Origin of the sequence: Nocardioides sp. CER19, assembly GCF_029846275.1 — a bacterium.
Taxonomy (GTDB): Bacteria; Actinomycetota; Actinomycetes; order Propionibacteriales; family Nocardioidaceae; genus Nocardioides.
The window spans coordinates 1144698-1168076 of sequence record NZ_JARVWS010000001.1; the positions used below are offsets into that span (position 1 = coordinate 1144698).

The 23379-nt window shown below is 71.6% G+C and carries 24 protein-coding genes; 8 read left to right on the top strand and 16 right to left on the bottom strand.

Annotated features, from left to right (window positions below; genetic code table 11):
• Positions 1 to 57 precede the first annotated feature (57 nt).
• Both QDS12_RS05640 and QDS12_RS05645 read right to left on the bottom strand, forming a co-directional pair.
• Complete coding sequence (locus QDS12_RS05640) at positions 58 to 201, bottom strand: GPGG-motif small membrane protein (RefSeq protein ID WP_279877594.1); 144 nt, start codon at positions 199 to 201, stop codon at positions 58 to 60.
• 88 nt (positions 202 to 289) lie between these two features.
• Entirely contained in the window at positions 290 to 715 is a 426-nt protein-coding gene (locus tag QDS12_RS05645) for a DUF5709 domain-containing protein (protein ID WP_279877596.1), read from the bottom strand.
• 149 nt (positions 716 to 864) lie between these two features.
• Between QDS12_RS05645 and xylB the strand changes: the two genes are divergently transcribed.
• From xylB to QDS12_RS05660, 3 genes are read left to right on the top strand one after another with little or no spacing between them, the layout of a single operon-like run.
• Complete coding sequence (gene xylB, locus QDS12_RS05650; RefSeq protein ID WP_279877597.1) at positions 865 to 2229, top strand: xylulokinase; 1365 nt, start codon at positions 865 to 867, stop codon at positions 2227 to 2229.
• 47 nt (positions 2230 to 2276) lie between these two features.
• Positions 2277 to 3443, top strand: coding sequence for a xylose isomerase (gene xylA / locus QDS12_RS05655; protein ID WP_279877598.1), 1167 nt, complete (start codon positions 2277 to 2279; stop codon positions 3441 to 3443).
• Between the two features lie 16 nt (positions 3444 to 3459).
• On the top strand, positions 3460 to 4644 hold the full coding sequence (locus QDS12_RS05660) for an ROK family transcriptional regulator (protein WP_279877599.1): 1185 nt from the start codon (positions 3460 to 3462) through the stop codon (positions 4642 to 4644).
• Between the two features lie 43 nt (positions 4645 to 4687).
• Here the strand turns inward: QDS12_RS05660 and QDS12_RS05665 are convergent, their stop codons facing one another.
• From QDS12_RS05665 to QDS12_RS05700, 8 genes are all read right to left on the bottom strand, one after another.
• Complete coding sequence (locus tag QDS12_RS05665; RefSeq protein WP_279877601.1) at positions 4688 to 5923, bottom strand: ROK family transcriptional regulator; 1236 nt, start codon at positions 5921 to 5923, stop codon at positions 4688 to 4690.
• A 31-nt stretch (positions 5924 to 5954) separates the two neighbouring features.
• Positions 5955 to 7250: an ABC transporter permease gene (locus QDS12_RS05670; RefSeq protein ID WP_279877602.1), complete on the bottom strand. Its 1296-nt coding sequence runs from the start codon at positions 7248 to 7250 to the stop codon at positions 5955 to 5957.
• Between the two features lie 28 nt (positions 7251 to 7278).
• Complete coding sequence (locus tag QDS12_RS05675; protein WP_279877604.1) at positions 7279 to 8055, bottom strand: ATP-binding cassette domain-containing protein; 777 nt, start codon at positions 8053 to 8055, stop codon at positions 7279 to 7281.
• A gap of 124 nt (positions 8056 to 8179) precedes the next feature.
• Positions 8180 to 9259 (bottom strand): substrate-binding domain-containing protein, encoded by a 1080-nt coding sequence (locus QDS12_RS05680; protein WP_279878468.1) that lies wholly within the window; start codon positions 9257 to 9259, stop codon positions 8180 to 8182.
• 238 nt (positions 9260 to 9497) lie between these two features.
• On the bottom strand, positions 9498 to 11642 hold the full coding sequence (locus QDS12_RS05685) for an MMPL family transporter (RefSeq protein ID WP_279877606.1): 2145 nt from the start codon (positions 11640 to 11642) through the stop codon (positions 9498 to 9500).
• 95 nt (positions 11643 to 11737) lie between these two features.
• Positions 11738 to 12769, bottom strand: a complete 1032-nt coding sequence (locus QDS12_RS05690; RefSeq protein ID WP_279877607.1) for an LLM class F420-dependent oxidoreductase — start codon at positions 12767 to 12769, stop codon at positions 11738 to 11740.
• Positions 12770 to 12984: 215 nt separating this feature from the next.
• Complete coding sequence (locus tag QDS12_RS05695; protein WP_279877608.1) at positions 12985 to 13848, bottom strand: phosphotransferase; 864 nt, start codon at positions 13846 to 13848, stop codon at positions 12985 to 12987.
• An 18-nt stretch (positions 13849 to 13866) separates the two neighbouring features.
• The gene (locus QDS12_RS05700) at positions 13867 to 14358 is read right to left on the bottom strand and encodes a DUF6328 family protein (RefSeq protein WP_279877611.1); all 492 of its coding nucleotides are present in this window, start codon (positions 14356 to 14358) and stop codon (positions 13867 to 13869) included.
• A 39-nt stretch (positions 14359 to 14397) separates the two neighbouring features.
• Between QDS12_RS05700 and QDS12_RS05705 the strand changes: the two genes are divergently transcribed.
• Positions 14398 to 15135: a hypothetical protein gene (locus QDS12_RS05705; RefSeq protein WP_279877613.1), complete on the top strand. Its 738-nt coding sequence runs from the start codon at positions 14398 to 14400 to the stop codon at positions 15133 to 15135.
• A 7-nt stretch (positions 15136 to 15142) separates the two neighbouring features.
• Here the strand turns inward: QDS12_RS05705 and QDS12_RS05710 are convergent, their stop codons facing one another.
• Positions 15143 to 15685, bottom strand: coding sequence for a YbaK/EbsC family protein (locus QDS12_RS05710; protein ID WP_279877614.1), 543 nt, complete (start codon positions 15683 to 15685; stop codon positions 15143 to 15145).
• Between the two features lie 102 nt (positions 15686 to 15787).
• Here QDS12_RS05710 and QDS12_RS05715 point away from each other — a divergent pair, with 102 nt between their 5' ends.
• Complete coding sequence (locus tag QDS12_RS05715; RefSeq protein WP_279877616.1) at positions 15788 to 16624, top strand: glycerophosphodiester phosphodiesterase family protein; 837 nt, start codon at positions 15788 to 15790, stop codon at positions 16622 to 16624.
• On the opposite strand, the gene QDS12_RS05720 is transcribed toward QDS12_RS05715, so the two are convergent.
• Positions 16621 to 16860 carry a hypothetical protein gene (locus tag QDS12_RS05720; RefSeq protein WP_279877617.1) on the bottom strand — a complete coding sequence of 80 codons (240 nt, stop codon included), beginning with the start codon at positions 16858 to 16860 and terminating at the stop codon, positions 16621 to 16623. The genes QDS12_RS05715 and QDS12_RS05720 overlap by 4 nt on opposite strands.
• Positions 16860 to 18083 carry a PspC domain-containing protein gene (locus QDS12_RS05725; RefSeq protein ID WP_279877619.1) on the bottom strand — a complete coding sequence of 408 codons (1224 nt, stop codon included), beginning with the start codon at positions 18081 to 18083 and terminating at the stop codon, positions 16860 to 16862. The genes QDS12_RS05720 and QDS12_RS05725 overlap by 1 nt, the downstream gene beginning before the upstream one ends.
• Before the next feature lie 144 nt (positions 18084 to 18227).
• Between QDS12_RS05725 and QDS12_RS05730 the strand changes: the two genes are divergently transcribed.
• Positions 18228 to 19514, top strand: coding sequence for an ATP-binding protein (locus tag QDS12_RS05730; RefSeq protein WP_279877621.1), 1287 nt, complete (start codon positions 18228 to 18230; stop codon positions 19512 to 19514).
• Entirely contained in the window at positions 19511 to 20149 is a 639-nt protein-coding gene (locus tag QDS12_RS05735; protein ID WP_279877622.1) for a response regulator transcription factor, read from the top strand. The genes QDS12_RS05730 and QDS12_RS05735 overlap by 4 nt, the downstream gene beginning before the upstream one ends.
• On the opposite strand, the gene QDS12_RS05740 is transcribed toward QDS12_RS05735, so the two are convergent.
• On the bottom strand, positions 20115 to 20987 hold the full coding sequence (locus tag QDS12_RS05740; protein ID WP_279877623.1) for a LysR family transcriptional regulator ArgP: 873 nt from the start codon (positions 20985 to 20987) through the stop codon (positions 20115 to 20117). The genes QDS12_RS05735 and QDS12_RS05740 overlap by 35 nt on opposite strands.
• Before the next feature lie 80 nt (positions 20988 to 21067).
• Here QDS12_RS05740 and QDS12_RS05745 point away from each other — a divergent pair, with 80 nt between their 5' ends.
• Positions 21068 to 21658 (top strand): LysE/ArgO family amino acid transporter, encoded by a 591-nt coding sequence (locus QDS12_RS05745; protein ID WP_279877625.1) that lies wholly within the window; start codon positions 21068 to 21070, stop codon positions 21656 to 21658.
• A gap of 9 nt (positions 21659 to 21667) precedes the next feature.
• Here QDS12_RS05745 and QDS12_RS05750 read toward each other — a convergent pair whose 3' ends face one another.
• Together QDS12_RS05750 and QDS12_RS05755 are read right to left on the bottom strand one after the other, a co-directional pair.
• A complete protein-coding gene (locus tag QDS12_RS05750; protein WP_279877626.1) occupies positions 21668 to 22309 on the bottom strand; it encodes an NAD(P)H-binding protein in 642 nt (213 codons plus the stop codon).
• A 19-nt stretch (positions 22310 to 22328) separates the two neighbouring features.
• Positions 22329 to 23348 carry an LLM class flavin-dependent oxidoreductase gene (locus QDS12_RS05755; RefSeq protein WP_279877627.1) on the bottom strand — a complete coding sequence of 340 codons (1020 nt, stop codon included), beginning with the start codon at positions 23346 to 23348 and terminating at the stop codon, positions 22329 to 22331.
• Between the last annotated feature and the right edge of the window lie 31 nt (positions 23349 to 23379).

The following is a 23379-nucleotide window of genomic DNA, read 5'->3' on the forward strand; positions in this document are numbered from 1 at the left end:
GCGTCCACCGTTGCCAGTGGTCGCCGGGGGCGTCCCCGTCGTGTCGATCCGCGCGGTCTAGGTGAAGATGCTGACTCCACCCGGGCCGACCAGCAGGCCGACGATGATCAGCACGATGCCCCACAGGATCTGCCCGCGAACGAGGCTCACGATGCCTGCGATCACGAGGATGACCGCCAGGATCCACAACAGAAACTCCATGGTTCCCTCCATGTCCAGGCCCCGCCAGGAAGCGGGGCTCCGTTGCGCTTAGGTAACCGAGCGCAGGAGCGGACATGCGCGCTGTGAGCTACTGCTCCCACTCGTCGTCCGGCACGACGTGCACCGCCGCCTCCTCGGCAGAGGCGCCTGCACCGTCGATGCCGACGTCCTCGCCGACCATGTCCTTCTCGGTGTCCTCGCCGGACCCCTGGTCCGGATCGACCAGGCGCCCGGCGCGCTGGTCGCCGACCTCGCCGTCGTCGACGTCCTCGTCGTTCCAGCCGTCGTCGTAGGGGTCCTTCTCCGGGACCTCCTGCCGCATGCGCTGGTCGATGGTCTCGCGGTGCTCCTCCTCCCACGGCGTGTTGCCGTAGTCGGTCGAGTAGCGCTCCGGCGGGGAGTAGCCGCGATCCAGCTCGTCCTCGACGTCGTCGGGCGTGCCGTCGTCCTCGGCGCCCGGCTGGTCCTCGTCGTCGACGCTGTAGTCGCCGTACGACTCGCGCTCTTCGGTCATCACGGTGTCCTCTCGTCATCAGTTGCGTCGGGGTCTTCTCGTGCGGTCCCCATCATGGCCTGCCGCATGCACCGTGTCGCGGGTCGGGCCTCGGGTCTGTGCGTGGCCACCAGTTGACTTTCGTTTGAGACTCGTACTTAATAGTGATTGTGACGCACGTCCTAGGCGTGGACTCCTCCACGCAGTCCACCAAGGCCCTCCTCGTCGACGCCTCCGACGGCACCGTCGTCGAGCAGCGCAGCGCCCCCCACCCGGCCGGCACCGAGGTCGACCCGCGGGCCTGGCTGGCCGCGTTCGACGAGGCCGCCGGGCCCCTGCTCGGCCGCGCCGCGGCGATCTCCGTCGGCGGCCAGCAGCACGGCATGGTCGCTCTCGACGCCGCCGGCGAGCCGGTGCGCGACGCGCTCCTCTGGAACGACACCCGCTCCGCCCAGGAGGCCCGTGACCTCATCGAGGAGCTGGGCGGCCCGCAGGCCTGCGCCGACGTGATCGGCAGCGTCATGGTCGCGTCGTTCACGGCGAGCAAGCTGCGCTGGGTGCGCGACCACGAGCAGGACAACGCTGCACGTGTCACCGAGGTGCTGCTCCCGCACGACTACGTCTCGCGTCACGTCGCGGCGCCGGGTACGACGGCGTTCACCGACCGCGGTGACGCCTCGGGCACCGGCTACTTCGCGACCGCCAAGGGCGAGTGGCGCCCCGACCTCGCGGCCGCCGCGATCGGCCACGAGATCGACCTCCCGCGGCTGGTCGAGCCGGGCACGGCCGGCGCCGAGATGGCCGGCGGCGCTCCGATCGCGGGCGGAACCGGCGACAACGCCGCCGCCGCGCTCGGGATGGGCCTCGAGCCCGGCGACGTGCTGATCTCGATCGGGACCTCGGGCGTCGCGTCCACCATCAGCGCCGTCCCGGTCGCCGACGGCAGCGGCGCGATCACCGGCTTCGCCGACGCCGCGTTCGGCTACCTCCCCATGGCCACGACCATCAACGCCGCGCAGATCCTCGACCTCCAGGCGAAGTGGCTCGGGGTGGACCACGACGAGCTCGCCCGCCTCGCGCTCCAGGCGCCGGCCGGGTCCCGCGGGGTGACCTTCCTGCCCTACTACGGCGGCGAGCGCACCCCCAACCGTCCCGACGCCACCGGAACCTGGGTCGGCCTCACGCCGCGCACCACGCGCGAGGACCTCGCCCGGGCTGCCTTCGAGGCGCTGCTCTGCTCCCTCGCCGACGCCGTCGACCTCGTCGTCGGCGCGACCGGGCAGGAGCCGCGGCGGATCCTCATGGTCGGTGGCGCCACCAAGTCGGCCGCCGTACGTGCCCTCGCACCGGCGATCCTCGGCCGTCCCGTCGTCCTTCCGCCGTCGGGGGAGTACGTCGCCCTCGGCGCCGCCCGCCAGGCCGCGTGGGCGCTCACCGGGTCGCTGCCGCAGTGGCAGCTGCCCGACACCGAGACCCTCGAGGCCGACCCGACTCCCGGCGTGCGCGAGGCCTACGCGGCGCTGCGCGACGCCTGACCCAGCTCCAGATCTACGCAAGACCCACCACAAGAGAGGCACCCACGATGAGCATCGAGATCCCCGCTCCGACCAAGGAAGACAAGTTCTCCTTCGGTCTCTGGACCGTCGGCTGGCAGGGCGTCGACCCGTTCGGCACCGCCACCCGCCCGCACATGGACACCGTCCACGCGCTGGAGAAGCTGGCCGAGATCGGCACCTACGGCGTCAACTTCCACGACGACGACGTCATCCCGTTCGGCTCCTCCAACGCTGAGCGCGACGCCATCATCGAGCGGTTCAAGAAGGGCCTGGCCGACACCGGCCTGGTCGTCACCACCGCGACCACCAACCTCTTCTCGCAGCCGATCTTCAAGGCCGGCGCGATGAGCAACAACAACCGCGACATCCGTCGCTACGCGCTCCGCAAGGTCATGCGCAACATCGACCTGGCCGCCGAGCTCGGCGCCGAGGTCTACGTCGCGTGGGGCGGTCGTGAGGGTGCCGAGTACGGCGCCTCGCAGGACACCCGCGTCGCCCTGGACCGGATGAAGGAGGCCTTCGACATCCTGGGCCAGTACGTCACCGACAAGGGCTACAACATGCGCTTCGCCATCGAGCCGAAGCCCAACGAGCCCCGCGGCGACATCCTGCTCCCGACGATCGGCCACGCCCTCGCGTTCATCAACGAGCTCGAGCGTCCCGAGCTGGTCGGCGTCAACCCGGAGATCGGCCACGAGGAGATGGCCGGCCTCAACGCCGCCGCCGGCTACGCCCAGGCGCTGTGGTCCGGCAAGCTCTACCACATCGACCTCAACGGCCAGAACGGTCCGAAGTACGACCAGGACCTGCGCTTCGGCGCCGGCAACGTCCGCGGCGCCTTCTGGGTCGTCGACACCCTGCTCGCCGGTGGCTACGACGGCGTCGTCCACTTCGACTACAAGCCGTCGCGCGTCGAGGACGAGGACGGCGTCTGGGTGACCGCCGAGGCGAACATCCGCAACTACCTCATCCTGCGCGAGAAGGTGAAGGCGTTCCGCGCCGACCCCGAGGTCCAGGCCGCGCTCGAGGCCGCCAAGCTGCCCGAGCTCGCCCAGCCGACCCTCGCCGCCGGCGAGGGCTGGGAGCAGTTCCTCGAGTGGGAGCTCCCCGACCCGGAGGTCCTCGGCGCCCAGGGCGCGGCGGTCGAGAAGCTCGACCAGCTCGCGCTCGAGCACCTCTACGGCGTTCGCTGAGCCGTACCCTCCGCCCATGACGACGACGGCTGACCGCGCTGGCAGTCCGAGCTCCACCGAGGGGCTGCGGCGGCGCAACACGTCGATCGTCCTGCGCAGTCTGCGCCAGCTCGGCCCGGCCACCCGGGCCGAGCTGGCCAAGCGCACCGGCCTCGCGAAGGCCACCGTCGGGGTCATCGTCGCCGGCCTGGAGGCCGTGGGCGCGGTCTCCGAGTCCGAGTCGGTCGTCACCGGTCGCGGCCGCCCCGGCACTCCCGTCGCGCTCTCGGGCGAGCGCTACCTCGGCCTCGGTCTGGAGCTGAACGTCGACTACGTCGCTGTCGCCGTGCTCGACCTCGCCGGCGAGGTCCGGCTCAGCGCCACCCGACCCGTCGACTCCTCCGGTGACGTCGAGGCCCTCCTCGCGCTCGCCGCGTGGGCGCGCCGCGAGGTCACCGGGCACGGTGAGGTGCTCGTCTCCGGCACCGTCGCCGTCCCCGGGCTCGTCCGCGGCGACAACCGCACCATCGACTGGGCCCCCAACATCGGCCTCTCGGGCGACGGTCTCGTCGCCGACGTGGAGCGGGTCCTCGGCTGCCCGGTCCGTGTCCTCAACGACGCCAACTGCGCGGCGTACGCCGAGGCCCACCACGGTGCCGCCACCGACACCGACCACGCGCTCTACCTGACCGGAACCGTCGGCATCGGCGCCGGCATCGTCGACGGCGGCGAGCTGATGCGCGGTGCCGTCGGCTTCGCCGGCGAGGTCGGCCACATGCCGATCGGCGACTCCACGGCCCTGTGCGGCTGCGGCCGTCGCGGATGCTGGGAGGCCTCGATCGGTCTCCACGCGGTGCTCGCCAAGGTCGGCCTGCCGGAGCTCGACACGCCGCTGGCCACGGCCACCTCGGTCGCCGCTGCGGCCGCGTTCGACGCCCGCGTCGCCGGCGCCCTCGACACCGTGGGGCGCGACGTCGGCCTCGGGCTGGCCATGCTCACGTCCGTGCTCGACCCGGCCGTGGTCGTGCTCGGCGGCTACTTCGTCCCGCTCGGGGAGCTCGTCCTCGGCCCCGCGCGCGAGGCCCTCGACGCCCGGCTCGCCTCGCCCTCGCAGCACCGCCCCGAGCTGCGCCTCTCCACCCTCGGCATCGAGGCCGCCGCGATCGGCGCAGCCGAGCAGTCGTTCAGCGACGTGTTCTCCGGGGCGCTCGACCTGGCGTGAGCGCGCCGTACTACTCGACCACCGTCGACCGGCGCGCCGCCGGTCAGCCCGCGAGCCGGGCCGGGACGTCGAGCAGTGCCGCGCCGACGGATCCGACCGGGTCGACGAGGAGCGGCTCGAGCGCGGCCTCGGCGGCACCGAGCAGCACCGAGTCGTCGCCGAGGCAGGGGAGTGAGACGGTGACGGACTCGACGGTCGCCGTCATCGCCGCGCCGGACAGCCCGCTCATGATGTCGTCTCGCACGAGGGGGAACAGCGAGCTGAAGTAGCCACCGAGGACCACCAGCTGCGGGTTGAACGCGTTGACGATGGAGGCCAGACCCCGTCCGATGTCGCTGCCGATCAGACGCAGCTCCGGTGGGGCCGAGGTGAGCGCCATCAGGTGCTCGGGAAGCTGGGCGACCTTCTCGGCCGAGCAGCCGATCGCCTCGGCGATGGCGTGACCACCGACCGCCGTCTCCCAGCAGCCCACGCTGCCACAGTGGCAAGGACGTCCGGAGGGGTCGAAGCGGAGGTGGCCGATCTCGCCGGCGTACCCGCCGACGCCCTCGAGCGGGTGGCCGCCGGCGATGATGCCGGCGCCGACGCCGACCTGGCCGGAGATGTAGACGAGGTCGTCGATGCCGACGCCCGCACCGCGCTCGTGCTCGGCCAGCGCGCCGAGGTCGGCGTCGTTGGCGACGACGATCGGGATGTCGACGCCGAGGGCGGCCAGGACCACCGAGCTGAACGACACGTCGTGCCACTCGAGGTTGGGCGCGAGCCGGATCAGCCCGTCGCTACGACGGACCAGGCCGGGCACCGCGATGCCGATGCCCACCAGGGGAGCGGCGGGGGCGGCGTCGGCGACGACCTGCCGGATCAGCGTCGCGACGGCTGCGCCGACCTGCCAGGCCTCGGCGAGGCCGGCGGTGGTCGCGTGCGCCCGCTGCTGGATCCGGCCGCCGAGGCCGACGCGGGCGACGGTCGCGTGGTCGACCGTGAGGTCGACGGCGATGACGTAGGGGCCGGTCTCGGCCAGCCGTACGCCGGTCGAGGGGCGTCCGGCGCCCTGCCGCTCCCCGGGTTCCTGGGCCGGGCCGGTGCGCTCGGTGATGCCGAGCGTCTCCAGCTCCCCGGTGAGAGCGGCGATGGTGGAGCGGTTCAGGCCCATCCGGCGGGTCAGCTCCGCACGCGAGAGCTGACCCGACCGGTGGACGTGGCGCAGCACCGTCCCGAGATTGTGACGGCGGACGGCCTCCTGGTTGGTACCCGTCCCGACCCGCCGCGGCGCGCGCATCGTGGTCGTCCTGTGCGTCTCCGCCGGCGCCTCAGACGCCCGACGCCGAGCGGCGGCGGCGAGAGATGGCGTCGACGCTCGCGGCGAGCAGGAGCACGCCACCGGTGACGAGGAAGTTGATGTAGGCCGCCTGGTTGAGCAGGCCCAGCCCGTTGGCGATCGTCGCGATCACCACGCCACCGATGACGGCGTCCACGGCCCGACCGCGACCACCGAAGAGCGAGGTGCCGCCGATGACCGCCGCCGCGACGGCGTACAGCAGGGTGTTGCCGCCACCGGAGGAGGGCGAGACCTTGCCCGCGTAGGACGCGGCCATGATTCCGCTGACGGCAGCCATCGAGGACGCGATCACGAAGGCGCTGATCTTCATGAGGCCGACGTTGATACCGGCACGGCGGGCCGCCTCGGCGTTGCCGCCGACGGCGTAGAGGTGACGACCGTACGACGTCCTGGTGAGGACGAACGTCCAGAAGATCAGGAGCACGGCGACGACCGGCAGCACCCACGGGATGCCCTCGATCGGGAAGACCGGGTTGAGCGAGCGGTTGGCGTTGAGCAGCGCGGTGACGCCGAGGATGATGGCCGCGAAGACGACGATCTTGATGATGACCAGCACGAACGGGTCGTGGGCGAGGTTCTTGGCCACCTGGACGCGGTGCCGGTTGAGCGAGATGCCGGCGAAGACGAGGACGAGCAGGACCGCGAGGATCCAGCCCAGCGTGACGGGCACGTTCTTGATGGTCATGCCGCGGATCACGTTGTCGTCGATGCCGATCGCGCCGCCCTGCCCGATGAGCTTGAGGATGACGCCCTGGAGGGCCAGGAAGAACGCCAGCGTCACCACGAAGGACGGGATGCCCAGCTTGGAGACCAGGGTGCCGATCACGAGGCCGATGACGGCGCCGGCTGCGATGCCGATGATGACGCCGAAGTACCACGGCTGGCCGTGGTCGGTCATCATCAGGCCGGTGATCGACGCGGCGACACCGCCTGCGACACCCGCGGAGAGGTCGATCTCTCCGAGCAGCAGCACGAAGACGAGGCCCATGGCGAGCACGCAGATGGAGCCCGACTGGGTGATGAGGTTGGCGAGGTTCAGCGTCGAGAGGAACTTGTCGTTGGCGAAGCTGAAGATGATGAAGAGCACGACGAGCCCGAGGATCGCGGGCAGCGAGCCGATGTCACCGCCACGTACGCGGTTCCGGTAGTCGCGCAGCGCGTCGCCGAGCGTGGCGGCCTGGCGGTTGTCGCCGGCGAAGTCGGTGTCGGCGAGGCTGCCGCCGGTCGGCCGCGGCGTCGGGGTCGTGTCGTTGGAGTCGACGGTCATGGAAGTCTCCTGCGTGTGTCGCGGGTGGTCAGACGGCGGCGGTGTCGGCGCTCTCGGCGATGCCGAGGTTGCCGGAGCGTCCGGCCGTGATGAGCTCGACCACCTGCTGGTGGGTGACGTCCTTCGCCGGGACGTCGGCTGCGACGCGGCCGAGGTAGAGCGCCGTGATCCGGTCGGCCACCTCGAAGACGTCGGTCATGTTGTGGGAGATCAGGACGACGCCGAGGCCGTGGTCGGCCAGCCGTCGTACGAGGTCGAGGACCTGGCGGGTCTGGGCGACGCCCAGGGCGGCGGTCGGCTCGTCGAGCAGGACGATCCGCGAGTTCCACAGCACCGCCTTGGCGATGGCCACCGTCTGGCGCTGGCCGCCGGAGAGGCTGGCCACGCTCTGGCGCACCGACTTGACGGTGCGGACGGACAGCGAGGCGAGGGTCTCGCGGGCGCGGGACTCCATGGTGACCTCGTCGAGCGCCACGCCCTTCTTGGCCTCGCGGCCGAGGAACATGTTCTGGACGATGTCGAGGTTGTCGCACAGCGCGAGGTCCTGGTAGACGACCTCGACGCCGAGGTCGGCGACGTCCTTCGGGCTGTGCACCGTGACGGGCTTGCCGTCGAAGAGGAAGTCCCCGCTGTCGCGGCCGTAGATGCCCGCGATGATCTTCACGAGGGTGGACTTGCCCGCGCCGTTGTCACCGACGAGCGCGGTGACCTGACCGGGGTAGACGGCGAAGTCGACGTCGTGGAGGACGTGGACCACACCGAAGCTCTTGTTGACACCGCGGAGCTCGAGCAGCGGCTGCGTCATGGGAGACCTCTTCGGAGTTGTTGGAAAACGTTTTAGTTGTTCGGGACAACGAATCAGCTGTCCTGCCATGCCGACACCCGGGCCGCCGTCACCGACGGCCCGGGTGCCCTGCATGTGGCGTGGGTCAGCTGATGCCGGCCTTCTGGCACAGCGAGGCGTACTTGCCGGCGCAGACGTCGGCGGCCTTCTGGCCACCGTCGTCGATGACGGCCTTGACGTTGTCCTTCGTGATCGACTGCGGGTCGAGGAGGATCGACGGGACCTCACGGCCACTGGTCGAGTCCTTCGTGGTGCCCGTGGTCTGAGCCTTCTGGCCCTTGGTGAGCGCGATGGCGGCGTCGGCCAGTGCGCCGGCCTCCTGCTTGGCGGACTTGTAGACCGTCATGCACTGGGTGCCCGCGAGGACGTTCTGCAGACCGGTGACGGTCGCGTCCTGGCCGGTGACCGGAACCTTGCCCGCGCGGCCGTTCTTCTCGAGGATCGAGATGGCCGCGCCGCCCAGGCCGTCGTTGGCGGCGAGAACGCCGTCGACCTTGCCGCCGGCAGCGGTGTAGAGCTGCTCGAAGATCGTGACGGCCTTGTCGTTGTCCCAGTCCGGGACGGCCTGCTCGCCGACGTTCTTGTAGGTCGAGACCTTGTCCAGGACGCTGTGCGCGCCCTGCGCGAACAGGGTGGCGTTGTTGTCCGTGGGCGAGCCGTTGAGGAAGATGATGTTCTTGTTGCCGGCACCGAGGCAGGTCTGCAGACCCTGGCCCTGCAGCTCGCCGACCTTGGTGTTGTCGAACGAGACGTAGTAGTCAGCCGAGCCGCCGAGGGTGAGGCGGTCGTAGTCGATCGTCTTGACGCCCTGCGAGGCCGCCTTCTGCTCGATGGCCTTGCCCGACGCGGAGTCGAGGTTGACGATCGCGAGAACCGTGACGCCCGACGTGATCATGCTGTCGGCGATCTGCGTCATCTTGTCCGCGTCGCCCTCGGCGTTCTGGATCTCGTACTTGACGCCGGCGGCCTTGAACGCGGCCGCGAGCGCCGGCCGGTCAGCCGTCTCCCAACGCACCGAGGACTGCGTGTCGGGCAGGATGACGCCGATCTTGCCGGCCTTGGACGAGTCGCCGCCACTGGCCTTGCTTCCGTCGCTGTCGCTGGAGCCACAGGCGCTCAGCGAAAGAGCGGCACCGAGGGCGCCGACGAGTACCAAGCTGTGCATTCGCTTCACGCGAACCGCCTCCTTGCGGGTGGGGCCCAGCCGTGCATCCGCGGTAGCGCCGCCCGTTCGGCACGCTGAGGTCACGGTGGGGTCCGTTTGTTGTCCGCGGCAACTTATCGAGTGATCGCGGTCACGTCTAGTACCGCATCAGGGTGATTTCCGAATCGTTACCAGCGGGTATGCGCGAGGCCCGGGATCCGTCGGATCCCGGGCCTCGGTCAGGAGGTCGACCAGCCGGCTAGACGATCTCCCGGGCCGGCTCCTTCGGGGTCGGTTCGACTGCTTCCGACCGGTCGAGCTTGCTCGGCCACCAGATCACGCCACCTAGGTCGAGGTTGATCGCGGTGACCAGCACCGAGCGGACGATCAGCGTGTCGATGAGGACGCCGAGCGCGACGGCCGTGGCCAGCTCGGCGAGGAACACCAGTGGCAGCGTGCCCAGCACCGCGAAGGTGCCGGCCAGCACCAGCCCGGCCGACGTGATCACGCCACCGGTCGATGCCAGCGCCACGAGCGAGCCGGTGCGGGTGCCCTTCGTCGCCGTCTCCTCGCGGACCCGCGTCATCAGGAAGATGTTGTAGTCGATCCCGAGTGCGACCAGGAAGACGAAGACGAACAGCGGGAACGACGAGTCGGCCATGTCGAACCCGTAGATGTAGCGCGAGATCAGCGTCGCGATGCCCAGGGCGGCGCCGAAGGACAGCACCACGGTGAGCACGAGGATCACCGGCGACAGCACCGCCCGCAACAGCACGAGCAGGATCATCAGGACCACGAGCAGGATCAGCGGGATGATCACGAGGTTGTCCCGTTGGGACGCCTTCGACGTGTCGAGGTAGATCGCCGCCGAGCCACCGACGAGGGCGTCGGCCCCTGGCACCTTGTGGACGGCGGCGCGCAGGGCCCGCACTTGGTCGGCCGCCTTAGCGGTGGCCGGGTCGAGCCCTTGCTCGATCTCGATGTACTTCACGCCCCCGACCGCCGGGATGGCGGTGTTGACGGTCCCGAGGCCGGGCACCGTCTTGATCGCGGCGACGACCGCATCGGTCTCCGAGTCGTTGGCCACCACCTGCAGGGGCGTCGAGTTGTCGACCAGGCCGTGGTCGATGAGCATCTGCTGGCCCGTGGTCGAGTCGACCGTCTTGGTGTACTGCTCGTCGCTCGGGATGTTGCCGGTGTTGAGCGCCAGCAGCCCCAGGCAGGCGACGGCGAGCACGCCGGCCGTGAAGGTCCACACCCGGCGCGGCTTGGGCGCGATCCGGTTGCCGACCTTGGCCCAGAACCCCGTCGACGTGGGCTCGGCCGAGCCGTACGACGGCCGGGCCGGCCAGAAGATCCACCGGCCGAAGATGACCAGCAGCGCCGGGAGCAGCGTCAGCATGACGACGAGCGTCACGACGATGCCGATCGCGGCGACCGGTCCGAGGCCGGCCGTGGAGTTCATCTGGGCGAACAGCAGCACGAGCATGCCGATCGCGACGGTCGACGCGCTGGCGATGATGGCCGGCGCGGCGCGGTGGAGCGCGAACGCCATCGCCTCGTGGCGGTTCTCGTGGCGGCGCAGCTCCTCGCGGTAGCGGGCGACCAGCAGCAGCGCGTAGTCCGTGCCGGCACCGATGACGAGCACGCTGAGGATCGCCTGACTCTGGCCGTTGACCGTCAGGTCGGCGTACTTGGCGAGGAAGTAGATGATCGCCTCGGCCGTCTGCAGGGACACCACCGCCGAGAAGATCGGGAGGATCCACAGCACGGGACTGCGGTAGGTGAACAGCAGGATCACGATGACGACGGCGAGCGCTGAGAACAGCAGCGTCCCGTCGATGCCGCCGAAGACCTCGGCCGCATCGGCGGCCTGCCCGCCGGGTCCGGCGAGGTGGACGTCGACGCCGTCGATCGTGGCGATCGCGCGCATCTTGTCGGCGACGTCCGGCAGCTTGTTCCAGCCGTCCGCGCCGAAGTTGAACGTCAGCGCGGTGGTGGCCACGGTCCCGTCGGAGGACACCAGGCCCGCCTGCTGGCCGCTGGCGACGTCGGTCGGGAAGGCGACCGTGGGCCGGCCGTTGGTGCCCGGCACGACGCCGTTGATGTCGCCGAGCCGGTTGGCCTGGTCGGCGATGGCGGAGAAGTCGGCGGCGGTCAGCCCGCTCGCCCGGTGGTAGACGACGATGGTGGGGATGTCGTTCTGGTCCTGGAAGGGGGCCAGCTTGGCGAGCGCCTTCGTCGATTCCGCGGTGTCGGGGAGCCACGACGAGGCCTCGTTGTTCTGGACGTCGGTCAGCTTCATCGCGAAGCCCGACGCCACGGCAACGATCAGCAGCCAGGCCGCGAGGACCAGCCACTTCGTGATGGGGCCGGTGAGCTTTCCGGCGACGGCTCGGTGCATGTCTAAACTCCAGCACTTTTTGCACTCGAAGTGCATCGGGGTTTTCCCCGATGCCCATCGGACACCGCCGCCGGGGTGCGTGTGACGCCTCCGGGCTAGGAGATCCACTCCTTGACCTGCTCGACGATCGCCGCCGGGTTCTCGCCCACGGGCAGGATCTGGAGCGAGGTCACGCCCGCCTCCTTGAACGCAGCGATCCGTTCCTTGACGTAGGACGCCGGTCCGACGAGGTTGCCCTTGTCGAGCCACTCGAGCGGCACCTTGGCCTCCGCGTCGCGCTTGTTGCCGCCGAGGTAGAGGTCCTGGATCTCCTGGGCCTCCTGCTCGAAGCCGTAGTCCCGGGCGAGCTGGTTGTAGAAGTTCTTGCCGCGCGCGCCCATGCCGCCGACATAGAGCGCGTACGTCGGCCGGGCGAAGTCGAGCAGGCCCTTGACGTCCTCGCCGATGGCCACCATGCCGCCCGCGCTGATCTCGAGGGGCTTCAGGTCCGCGCTCCGCTTGGCCGCACCGCGGGCGAGGGCCGCGCCCCAGACGTCGGTCGCCTTCTCCGGGAGGAAGAGGAACGGCAGCCAGCCGTCGGCGATCTCGGCGGTCATCGCGACGTTGTTGTCGCCGAGGGCGGCCACGTAGAGCGGCAGGTCGGCGCGCTCGGGCTTGTTGAGCAGCTTGAGCGGCTTGCCGAGGCCGAGCCCCTGGTCGTCCGGGAGTGGCAGGGTGAAGATCTTGCCGTCGTACTTCAGGGTCTCGCGACGCAGGCCCATCCGCAGGATCTCGATGAGCTCCCGAGTGCGGGCGAGCGGCTTGTCGTAGGGCATGCCGTGGAAGCCCTCGATCACCTGCGGCCCGCTCGCCCCGAGACCGAGGATCGCGCGTCCGCTCGAGACGTTGTCGAGTCCGGCCGCGGTCTGCAGCAGCGCACCAGGGGTGCGGCTGTAGACGTTGAGGATGCCGGCGCCGATCTCGACGGTCTCGGTCTTCGCCGCGAGGTAGCCCATGAGGCTCACGGCGTCGAAGCCGTACGGCTCGGCGACCCAGACCTGGTCGAGCCCGGCCTTCTCGAGCGTCGCGACCTGGTCGGCCGTCTCGCGCGGGTTGCCGGCGTACTGCAGGGGCATCGAGAGCTTCATGGGCGCGAACCTATCGTCCGGTGCCGGCGCATCCCGGCAGGGGAACGCCGACGGGAGCTGCGGCTGGAGGCCCCCGGGCGACCGACGGTCTCGGTCTCCGTACCGTTGTCGTCGGACGGGCCCCTTGTCGTCCACGGGGGCGGCGCCGGCAAGGGTCGTGCACAGGCTGTGGCGCGCGCGGCCGGGTGTCGGAGCCGACCCGCCGGGCCACGAGCTCAGCCGCCGCCGACCTCCGCCAGCACGTCGGCGACCATCCGGTGCCCCTGCCGCTCGAAGGCCTCGTCGCCGACCTTGTAGGCCCACCCGGCGGTGGCGACGGCCTCCCGGACGCGCAGGCGCAGCCAGGCGGAGGGTTCGCGCGGGTCGCGGCCGTAGCCGGAGAGGAACGCCTGCTCGAGGGCGGGGTCGGTGCGGAACTGCTGGACAGAGAGCCGGCCGAGGTCGGTGTGCGCCGGGCGGAGGTCGGCGCGGCCGAAGTCGATGACGCTCACGACGCCGTCCTCCATGAGCCAGTTCCGCGGTTGCCAGTCCCCGTGGGTGGGGACGAGGACCGACGGTGGAGTCGGCCACGCCTCCGCCACGTCGGTCAGGACGGCGACCGCCTCGGGTCGGATCCGGTGCCGTGCCTGCAGCCACGCGAGGGTCTCCTGCTTCTGCCGACTCTCGAACTCGCCCTCGTCCGCCAGCGCCGACTGACCGTGCAGGAGGGCCAGCAGCTCGCCGGCCTGCCGGTAGGTCTCGACCGCTGCCTCGGCGCCGGTCCCCTCGACCAGGCGCCCGGGCAGCCAGCGCGTCACGAGGAGCTTGGCCGCTTCGTCCGCCTCGACGAGCTCGGGTGCCCGGCCGAGCGACGTCAACGGCTGCAGCCATCGGCGGTGGGCGTTGATCTCGCGGGCCAGCTGGTGGTCCGCGTCGTCGCCGGCCTTCGCGACGTACGACGCGCCGTCGGGTGTCCGGAGCTCGAGCACCGTGGTGCCGACCAGTCCCCAGCTGTGGTCGCCGACCACCACGGCGCCGGGAAGCCACGACCCGAGCAGGTCCCGCTGGTGTGGAGTGAGCTGGTCGGGCAGCGCGGACACCGGGTCAGCGTAGGAGCCTCACCCGAGCCGCCGCAGCCGCTCGGGAACCACGAGCAGCAGCGTGGCCAGGACCACCGCGGCGACGATGCCGGCGATGATGGCCGGCGCACGGTCCAGGACCACGTCGAAGACGAACACGGTGATGCCGACGAGGATGAGCGCGAGCATCAGGAGCACGAGCCGGATGACGCCGCGGCCCATGGCCACGACACGGTCCTTCACGTGGCGGCCGGTCAGCCTCTGGTGGGTGGCGACGGCGGTCATCACCAGGGCCGTGGTGACGACGGTGAGGGCGACGAGCGTGAGGTAGAGCGTCTTGCCGAAGCCGTCGAGGTCCTTGAACGTGCTCTGGAACGGCAGCGTCAGCAGGAAGCCGGAGAGCAGCTGCGCACCGGTCTGCATCACCCGGAGCTCCTGCAGGATGTCGCCCCACAGCCGGTCCATCCGCTCGGCGGCCGTCTCGTCGCGTCCGTTGCCGCCCGAGGACTGCGGCACGTCATCCAGGGTCATGGAGGAACCTGTACCACCCTCGACTGGTAGAAACACTCCATGCCCGCCCAGCCCTGGTCCCTCGGTGGTCCGCTCGCCGAGGACCACCGGACCCGGCTCCGGGCGCTCGGAGTCCCGGCGGAAGCCCTCGACGCGCTCGACCTGCGGGCCGTGAGCGGCGGGCCGCTGCCCGAGTGGTGGGAGGACTACGGCAACGCCCTCTATGCCCGGCCCGGGTTCGCGATCCCCGAGAAGCTGCTCGAGACGATGGTCTACTACCCGTTCTCCGGGGCGCTGATCGTCCTCGGGACCGACATCTCCGCCGTGTCGTCGTTCCTGCTCGGCGGCGACGATGCGACGGTCTTCATCGGCCCGGACTCGTTCATGTCGTGCGCCGAGCTCTACTGCGGCCCCGCGTCGTCGATCGTCCTGGTGGGCGGCGTCGTCGCCACCTCCCGCGCGGTCGTCGACGCGCGCAACGGCGGCTCGGTCTTCGCCGAGCGGGACCAGCTCTGGGCCGCCGACGTCTACATCGCGACCGACGACATGCACCGGCTCGAGGACCTGGAGACGGGGGAGCGGCTCAACCCGTACGGCGCCCACATCCGTCTCGGCTCGCACGTCTGGCTCTGCCGTGACGCCGTCGTCGCCGGGCACGCCGAGATCGGCGACGGCTGCGTGGTCGGCCTCCGCTCGGTCGTCCGCGGCCAGAAGGTGCCGCCGCACACCGCCGTGGCCGGCACGCCGGCGCGGGTCATCCGCGAGGGGATCACCTGGCGCGGGGAGGACACCCCGTAGGCGCGAGCTAGCCCGCGAGCCCCTCGACGACCTCGGCCCGCGGCAGCTCGGCGAGCAGCTGCCCCGGCACCAGCAGCTTCGAGCGCCGTACGCCGGACCCGATGACCGCGACGTCGATGTCGGTCACCCGGGCGTCGACGAGCAGCCGCCACTCCGCGGGCAGCCCGAGCGGCGTGATACCGCCGTACTCCATCCCCGACTCCGCGGTCGCCCGGTCCGTCGACAAGAACGACGCCTTGCGCACGTCGAGCAGCCGCTTGACGACGTTGTTGACGTCGAGCCTGGTGTCGGCCCGCACCAGGCAGGCGGCGATCCGCTCGACGCCGTCGCGGCGGCCCGCCACCACGATGCAGTTGGCGCCGGTCTCGAGCGAGAGCCCGTAGGCCTCGCTCATCGCCGCCGTGTCGGCGATCGCCGGGTCGATCTCGACGACAGCGACGTCGTCGGCGTGCGGCCAGTCCGCGAGCGCGGCCGCCACGGGAGGGGCCAGGAGGTCCGGCCGATCGGACGGCGGCAGTGACTGGAGAGAGGCGAGGGACGGCAGTGTCACCCCCGCAGTGTCGCAGGAGTCCGCACAAGGCTTGCCGGAAGCGTCACCGGGGGTTCAGGTCGAGGGGGCCGTCTGGTCACCCCGGATGCGGACGGTGTGGCCATGAGCCCCCTCGTCATCGGACACCGTGGCGCACCCAGCCACCTGCCCGAGAACACGCTCGCGTCCTTCCGCCTCGCCGCCCGGCTCGGCGCGGACGCCCTCGAGGCCGACCTCGTCATGAGCCGGGACGGCGTCCTGGTCGTGAGCCACGACCCGGAGCTCAGCCGGACGACCGACGTACCGTTCCGGGCGGAGTTCGCCGACCGGCGTACGCGCAAGGTGATCGACGGGCGGCTGATGGAGGGCTGGTTCGTCGACGACTTCACCCTCGCCGAGCTCCACACGCTCCACGCGCCGGCGTTCGGCGACCGGATCCCGACCTTCGACGAGCTGCTCCTCCTGGTCGCCGAGGAGTCGGCCCGGGCCGGCCGCCGGCTCGGCCTGCACATCGAGATCAAGCACCCGTCCTACTTCGCCTCTGTCGGCCTCCCGATGGCGGCCCAGGTGCTCGGCACGCTCGCCGACCACGGGATCGACCGGCCGGGTCAGCGGGTGTGGCTGCAGTCGTTCGACGACTCCTTCGTGCGGGCGATCTCGCCGATGACCGTGCTGCCGCTGGTGCAGCTCGTCGACGTCGGACAGGCCTTCACCTGCCACGGCGTCGCGGCGTACGCCGACGCGATCGGCCCGGCCCGTCAGATGGTGCTCGAGAGCGACACGACCGCGACCGGCCTGGTGGCCGAGGCGCACCGGGCCGGTCTCCAGGTCTTCGTCTGGACCCTGCGGGGGAGCGTCGCGCAGGCCCGCGCCTTCCTCGACGCCGGGGTCGACGGGGTCTTCAGCGACGACCCGTCGGTCGGCGTCGAGGCGCGGGCCATGCTCGCGCCGATCGCCTAGCGGCGGACCCCGTGCCGCCGGGCGCCGGTGATCGCGACGGCGCCGAGCCCGACTACGCCGGCGACCAGCCAGGGGATCGGCAGCAGCCACCGGATGTCGTCGCCCGTGACGACGTCGGCCTGCACCAGCGCCCAGCCTCCGACGAAGCACAGGAACGCCAGCCCCATCACCAGGTGGCCGATGTTGATCGGGTGCCACCCGGACTCGATCTTGTGCTCCAGCGTCTCGTCGGTCATCACTCGCTCCTCACGGCGATCTTGCCGACGCCGAGCTCGGCGTCGATGGTCAGGGTGGGTGCGTCGGGACCGGCGACGCGGGTGCGGTCCATCGTGGTGTCGATGCCGCCGTGGCCGTCGCCGAAGAACTCGATCTGGCCGGGGCCGTGGACGTCTCCGTTGAAGCTCACGGTCACGTCGTCGGGGATCGTCACCAGGATGGTGCCGACTCCGCCGTTGAGGTCGAGGCGGCGTCCGTCGAGGTTCTGGAGGTCGCTCACCCGGGTCAGGTCGACCTTCAGCTCGCCGGCGCCCATCTTGTAGCTGTCGTGCAGGTCGGCCGCCACGACGGGGACCGCGTGGATGTGGTCGCCGTCGCCGTCGTACTCCTGCGCACCGACGCTCCCGACGAGCGTGAGGGTGGACAGCAGGCCGACCAGGATGAGGCCGCCGGCGCGGCCCCAGAACGCCCCGAGAACGAGCATCGCGCCGCTGATGCCGACCGCAACGGCCGGGTAGGCCGAGCCGGGGATCGAGGCGCCGGCACCGTCGACGATGCCGAGCGTGCCGAGGGAGAGGGCGATGAGCCCCAGCGTGAACCAGAAGAGGATCGGGCCGCGGCGACGCGGGTTCGGCGGCGGCACGTACGCCGGCGGCGCGGGCGCCCAGGGCGGGACGACCGACGCCTCGGGAGCGGCCGGTGCTTCGTGGCCGGGCGCCGTGGTCGCGTACGTCGTCGTCCCGTACGTCGTCGTCGGCTGCTCGGTCGGCGACCCGGAGAACGGCCGCCAGTCCGACGCCTTCACCCGGTCACGACTGCCGAGGACGGCCAGCAGCACCAGGACGATGATCGCGAGCGGCCACGGGAAGTGGAAGCTGCCGATCGTGTCGCCCAGCAGGGCGAGGGCGGCGAGGCCGGCGGCGACGTAGAGCGCGAGGGACCGGTTCCGCTCGTCGAGTGGGATGGTGCTCTGCTCGGAGCCCTCCTCCGGGATGAACAGCCAACCCGCGCCGTAGATGAGCAGGCCGGCGCCACCGAAGAACACCAGCACGGCCAGCAGCACCCGGACCACCACCGGGTCGATGTCGAAGTGGCGCGCCAGGCCGCCGGCGACGCCGGCGATGTAGCGGCCCTCGGGGCTGGCCTTGGTCGTGCGGCGCAGGCCGCGCAGGTCGCGGGCCTCCTGACCAGAGATCCGTGGGCCCTGGTCGGTGGGAGGCGGAGGGGAGTCGGTCGTGCTCATGGCAACAACTCTGGCCGTCGGGCGCCCGCTGCACCATCGGGGACAGCCCTGATTCGGTGCGCACCCACCCGGGTGTGGTTCAGGGTCGCGTCGGGGTCGAACCTCATGGCCCGCGCGCATCCCGCATGTGACGATTGACCTGTCATGACAAGCACCACTCCTCATCCGGCGCCCCGGGTCTCGCCCGCCGTACGCAGGGCCGTCCGCGACACCGAGAGCCCCGCCCTCGGTGGCGTCGCCGCCGGCCTGGCGCGCCATCTCGGGCTGCCGGTGCTGTGGGTGCGCGCCGCGTTCGTGCTCGGCGCCTGCCTGCACGGCTTCGGCTTCTTCGTCTACGCCGGCCTCTGGCTGATGCTGCCCGGCGACTCCGCCTTCGAGACGTCCACGCCGGGCGGGGAGAGCGCCACCCGCGGAGGCCGCCGGCCACGCCGGATCAGGCGGCTGGCCGACGCGGGACCGGCCGTCGCGCTGGCCGCGCTCGGGTTCGGCGGGCTGCTCGTCGTCGAGGCGATCTTCGGGCAGGGCTTCGTGCTGGTCCCGATCGCCCTCGGCGTCGCGGGTGTGACGCTGCTGTGGCGGCAGGCCGACGAGTCCCAGCGCGAGCGCTGGCTCGACACGACGGGGCGGATCGACCCCCGCCGGGTCGTCTTCGGCAGCGGCGGCTGGGCGTCGTACGCGCGGGTCGCCGCCGGCGTCGTGCTGGTCGTCTCGGCCTTCGGCTTCTTCGCCCTGCGCGGCGGGTCGCTCAACATGGCGCGCGACCTCACGGTGGCGGGCCTGCTCGGCGTGGCCGGCCTGGTGGTCGTGATCGGGCCGTGGATCCACCGGCTCGGGTCGGACCTGGCCGCCGAGCGCGCGGAGCGGGTGCGCAGCCAGGAGCGGGCGGACGTCGCCGCGCACCTGCACGACTCGGTGCTGCAGACCCTCGCGCTGATCCAGAAGAACTCCACCGACGGCCCGACCGTCGCGCGCCTGGCCCGGTCGCAGGAGCGCGACCTGCGCGCCTGGCTCTACGCCGGCGAGTCGACCACCGCCGACACGGTGGCGGCCGCCCTGCGGGCCGCCGCGGCGGAGGTCGAGGACAGCCACGGCGTCGCCGTCGACGTCGTGGTGGTCGGCGACCATCCCTACGCCGACTCCGCCCGTCCGGTCGTCGCGGCCGCGCGCGAGGCGATCGTCAACGCCGCCAAGCACGCAGGCGTGGACCGGGTCGACGTCTATGCGGAGATCATGCCGTCGGTCGTGGAGGTCTTCGTCCGTGACCGCGGCGTCGGGTTCGACCCTGACGACATCCCCGGCGACCGGCACGGGGTCGCCGACTCGATCGTCGACCGCATGAAGCGACACGGCGGCTCGGCCGACGTACGCTCCACCCCCGGCGAGGGCACCGAGGTGCGCCTCTCCCTTCCCCTCCAGGAGGACGAGCAATGACCGAGCCCGTCAAGGTGCTGATCGTCGACGACCACGCCATGTTCCGCCGCGGCGTGCGTGCCGAGCTCGACGCCGACCCGACCGTCACCGTCGTCGCCGACGCGGAGGACGTCGACACGGCCGTGGCCGCGATCGGTGCGGGTACGCCGGACGTGGTGCTGCTCGACGTGCACCTGCCCGGCGGAGGTGGTGTGGAGGTGATGCGCCGGGCGCCCGGGCCGCTGTTCCTCGCCCTCTCGGTCTCGGATGCGGCGGAGGACGTCATCGGGACCATCCGGGGCGGCGCGCGCGGCTACGTCACCAAGACCATCACCGGGCCCGAGCTCGTCGCGGCGATCCACCGCGTCGCGACCGGCGACGCGGTCTTCAGCCCGCGGCTGGCCGGCTTCGTGCTCGACGCCTTCGCCGGCGCGATCGACGTCGCCAGCGTCGACGAGGACCTCGACCGGCTCACCGAGCGGGAGCGCGAGGTCATGCGGTTGATCGCCCGCGGCTACTCCTACAAGGAGGTCGCCCGCGAGCTCTTCATCTCGATCAAGACCGTCGAGACCCACATGTCGAGCGTGCTGCGCAAGCTGCAGCTCTCCTCGCGGCACGAGCTCACCCGCTGGGCGAGCGACCGGCGACTGCTCTGAGCCCCGTCCGGGCCGCCGACCGGACCGCCTCGGTGACGCGCCCCAAGAGCTCCGAGTCGAGGCGCCACCGCTGCCAGTGCAGGGGTACGTCGACGTGCTCGCGGCCCAGCCGCACCAGCTCGCCCGACGCCAGTCCGGGCGCCGCCTGGGCCTCCGGGAGCAGCGCCCAGCCGAGACCCAGCCGGACCGCCTCGGCGAAGTCGGCCGAGGTCGGCACCCGGTGGACGACCGCTGGTGCTGAGGTGCCGCGGCGCTCGAGCAGGTCGTGCTGGAGCCGGTCCTTCTCGTTGAAGACGACCATCGGCCGGCGCGCCCAGGGCACCGCGGCGAGCGCCGGCACCGCCACCGCCACGTAGCGCATCGCACCGAGCGGCTCGACGGTGCAGCCCTGCACCGGCTCCGGATCGCTGGTGACCGCTGCGAGCACCTCACCGCTGCGCAGCAGGCCCTGCGACCACGCCTGGTCCTCGACGCGCAGCTGCAGCGCGCTGAGCTCCCACGTGGCCGCGGCCGCGAGCACACCCCGGAACCACGTCGCCAGCGAGTCGGCGTTGACGGCGACGCGCACGTCGACGGGAACACCGGTCGTGAGCTCGCGGCGGGCCTCGTCGTAGACCAGCCGGAGCTGTCGGCCCAGCCGCACGAGCGGCTCACCGGCCGGGGTCGGGCGGCACGGCGTCCCTCGGCTGACCAGGACCTGCCCCGCGGTCCGCTCGAGGGCGCGGATCCGTTGGCTGATCGCGCTGGCCGTCACGTGCAGCTCGCGGGCGGCGGCCTCGAAGCTCCCCAGCTCGGCGATCGCGACGAGAGCGGCCAGCTGCGCGGGATCCGGCTCCATGGCTCCAGTTAAGCATCGCTTCACGATCCTGAGGAAGATTCGTTGGGCTACGCGGCGCTGAGCCTCTACCGTCTCCCCACGTGAGTGCCGTCCTCCCCGGCCTGCTGACCGGGCTGTCGCTGATCGTCGCCATCGGGGCGCAGAACGCGTTCGTGCTGCGCCAGGGTCTGCGCCGCGACCGCGTGGGCGCGGTCGTGCTGGTCTGCGCGCTGTCCGACCTCGTGCTCATCGCCGCCGGCGTGGCCGGCATCGGCGTGATCGTCGACCGGGCGGGCTTCGTGCTCGACGTGGTGCGCTGGCTCGGCGTCGCCTTCCTGCTCTGGTACGGCGTCGGCTCGCTGCGTCGCGCCGCCCACCCGGGCGCCCTGGCCGCGGAGGAGCGCGGCTCGCGGCGGGTCGTCATGACAGCGGTGCTGCTCACCTGGCTCAACCCGCACGTCTACCTCGACACCGTCCTCCTGCTGGGCTCGATCGCCAACACGCACGGTGCGGGCGGCCGCTGGTGGTTCGCCCTCGGCGCCGGCATCGCGAGCGTCGTCTGGTTTACCGGTCTCGGCTACGGCGCCCGCCTGGCCGGGCCGCTGCTCTCGCGGCCGGCGGCCTGGCGGGTGCTCGACGTGCTGATCGGGCTGACCATGCTCGCCATCGCCGCGCGCCTCGCGCTCGGCTGAGCGGCACCGTCAGTAGGCGACCGACAGGTGCGTCCGGTGGTGCTCGGGGTGCTCGATCTCGTTGACGATCGCATCGGCGAAGTCGGGACCGGAGATCTCCGACCTGCCCTCCGCGTCGAAGAGGGCGACCTCGCCGCCCACCCGGTAGACGCCTGCCTTCTCGCCGGCCGCCCAGGAGCCGTAGCCGCCGGCCGGGCTGACGAAGACCCAGTCCAGCCCCTCCGGCGCCGAGCCGGCCAGCCAGGCGCGGATCGACTCACCCTCGAGCGCCTCCTCGCGGAACTGCTCCGGGATCTCGCCCTCGGCGAAGCGCGGCTCGTCCGGGGCCGGCCGCAGCGACGAGAAGCCGCCCACCACGATCAGTCGGGCGCCGGTCTCGGCCGCGCTGGCGGCGTACTCCTGGTAGAGGCCCAGCTGCGTGCCCTTGCCGGCGAGCTCGCCGCGCGGCGAGAGGGTGAGCACGACGACGTCGGCGCCGGGGATGATCGCGGCGGCGTCGGCGGCGGCGCCGGTCTCGTAGCGGACCCCGCCGACGGGCGCGGCCGGCAGGTGGCGGCTCCACGACACGACACCGTGGCCCCGGGAGGCCGCCTCCCGGGCGATGTTGGTGCCGGTGTAGCCGGTGCCTCCGATGACTGCGATGGTGGACACGCGATGACTCCTTCCAGGATCAGCGCCAGCCGAGCCCGGGCGCGACGTGCTTGACGATGTTCTCCAGCAGCTGGGCGTTGTAGTCGACGCCGAGCTGGTTCGGGACGGTCAGCAGGACCGTGTCGGACGCCGCGATGGCCTCGTCCTCGCGGAGCTGCTCGATGAGCTGGTCGGGCTCGGCCGCGTAGGTGCGCCCGAAGATCGCCCGGTAGTCGTCGAGGTGGCCGACCTGGTCGCGCGACTCGCCCTCGCCGCCGAAGTACATCGCATCGACGTCGCTCACGATCGGCATGATCGAGCGGCTCACCGAGACCCGCGGCTCGCGGTCGTGGCCGGCCGCCTTCCAGGCCTCGCGGAAGACCTCGATCTGCTTGCGTTGCTGGACGTGGAACGGCTCGCCCGACTCGTCCTCCTTGAGGGTGGAGGACATCAGGTTCATGCCCAGCTCGGCGGCCCAGCGGGCCGTCGAGTCGGACCCGGCGCCCCACCAGATGCGGTCGCGCAGGCCCTCGGAGTGCGGCTCGATCCGCAGCAGCCCCGGCGGGTTGGCGAACATCGGGCGCGGGTTCGGCCGTGCGAAGCCCTCGCCCTTCAGCACCTCGAGGAGGACCTCCGTGTGGCGGCGGCCCATGTCGGCGTCGGTCTCGCCCTCGGCGGGGGAGTAGCCGAAGTAGCGCCAGCCGTCGATGACCTGCTCCGGGCTGCCCCGGCTCACGCCGAGCTGCAGCCTGCCGCCGGCGATGAGGTCGGCGGCGCCGGCGTCCTCGGCCATGTACATCGGGTTCTCATAGCGCATGTCGATCACGCCGGTCCCGATCTCGATCCGCGAGGTGCGCGCGCCGATCGCCGCCAGCAGCGGGAACGGGCTCGACAGCTGCCGCGCGTAGTGGTGCACCCGGAAGTAGGCGCCGTCGGCACCGACCTCCTCGGCCGCGACGGCCAGGTCGATCGACTGCGCGAGTACGTCGGCCGCCGACCGCGTCTGGGAGTGCGGTGACGGCGTCCAGTGACCGAAGGACAGGAACCCGATCTTCTTCACGGCTGTTGAACCTTCAATCTCCTACGGGCAT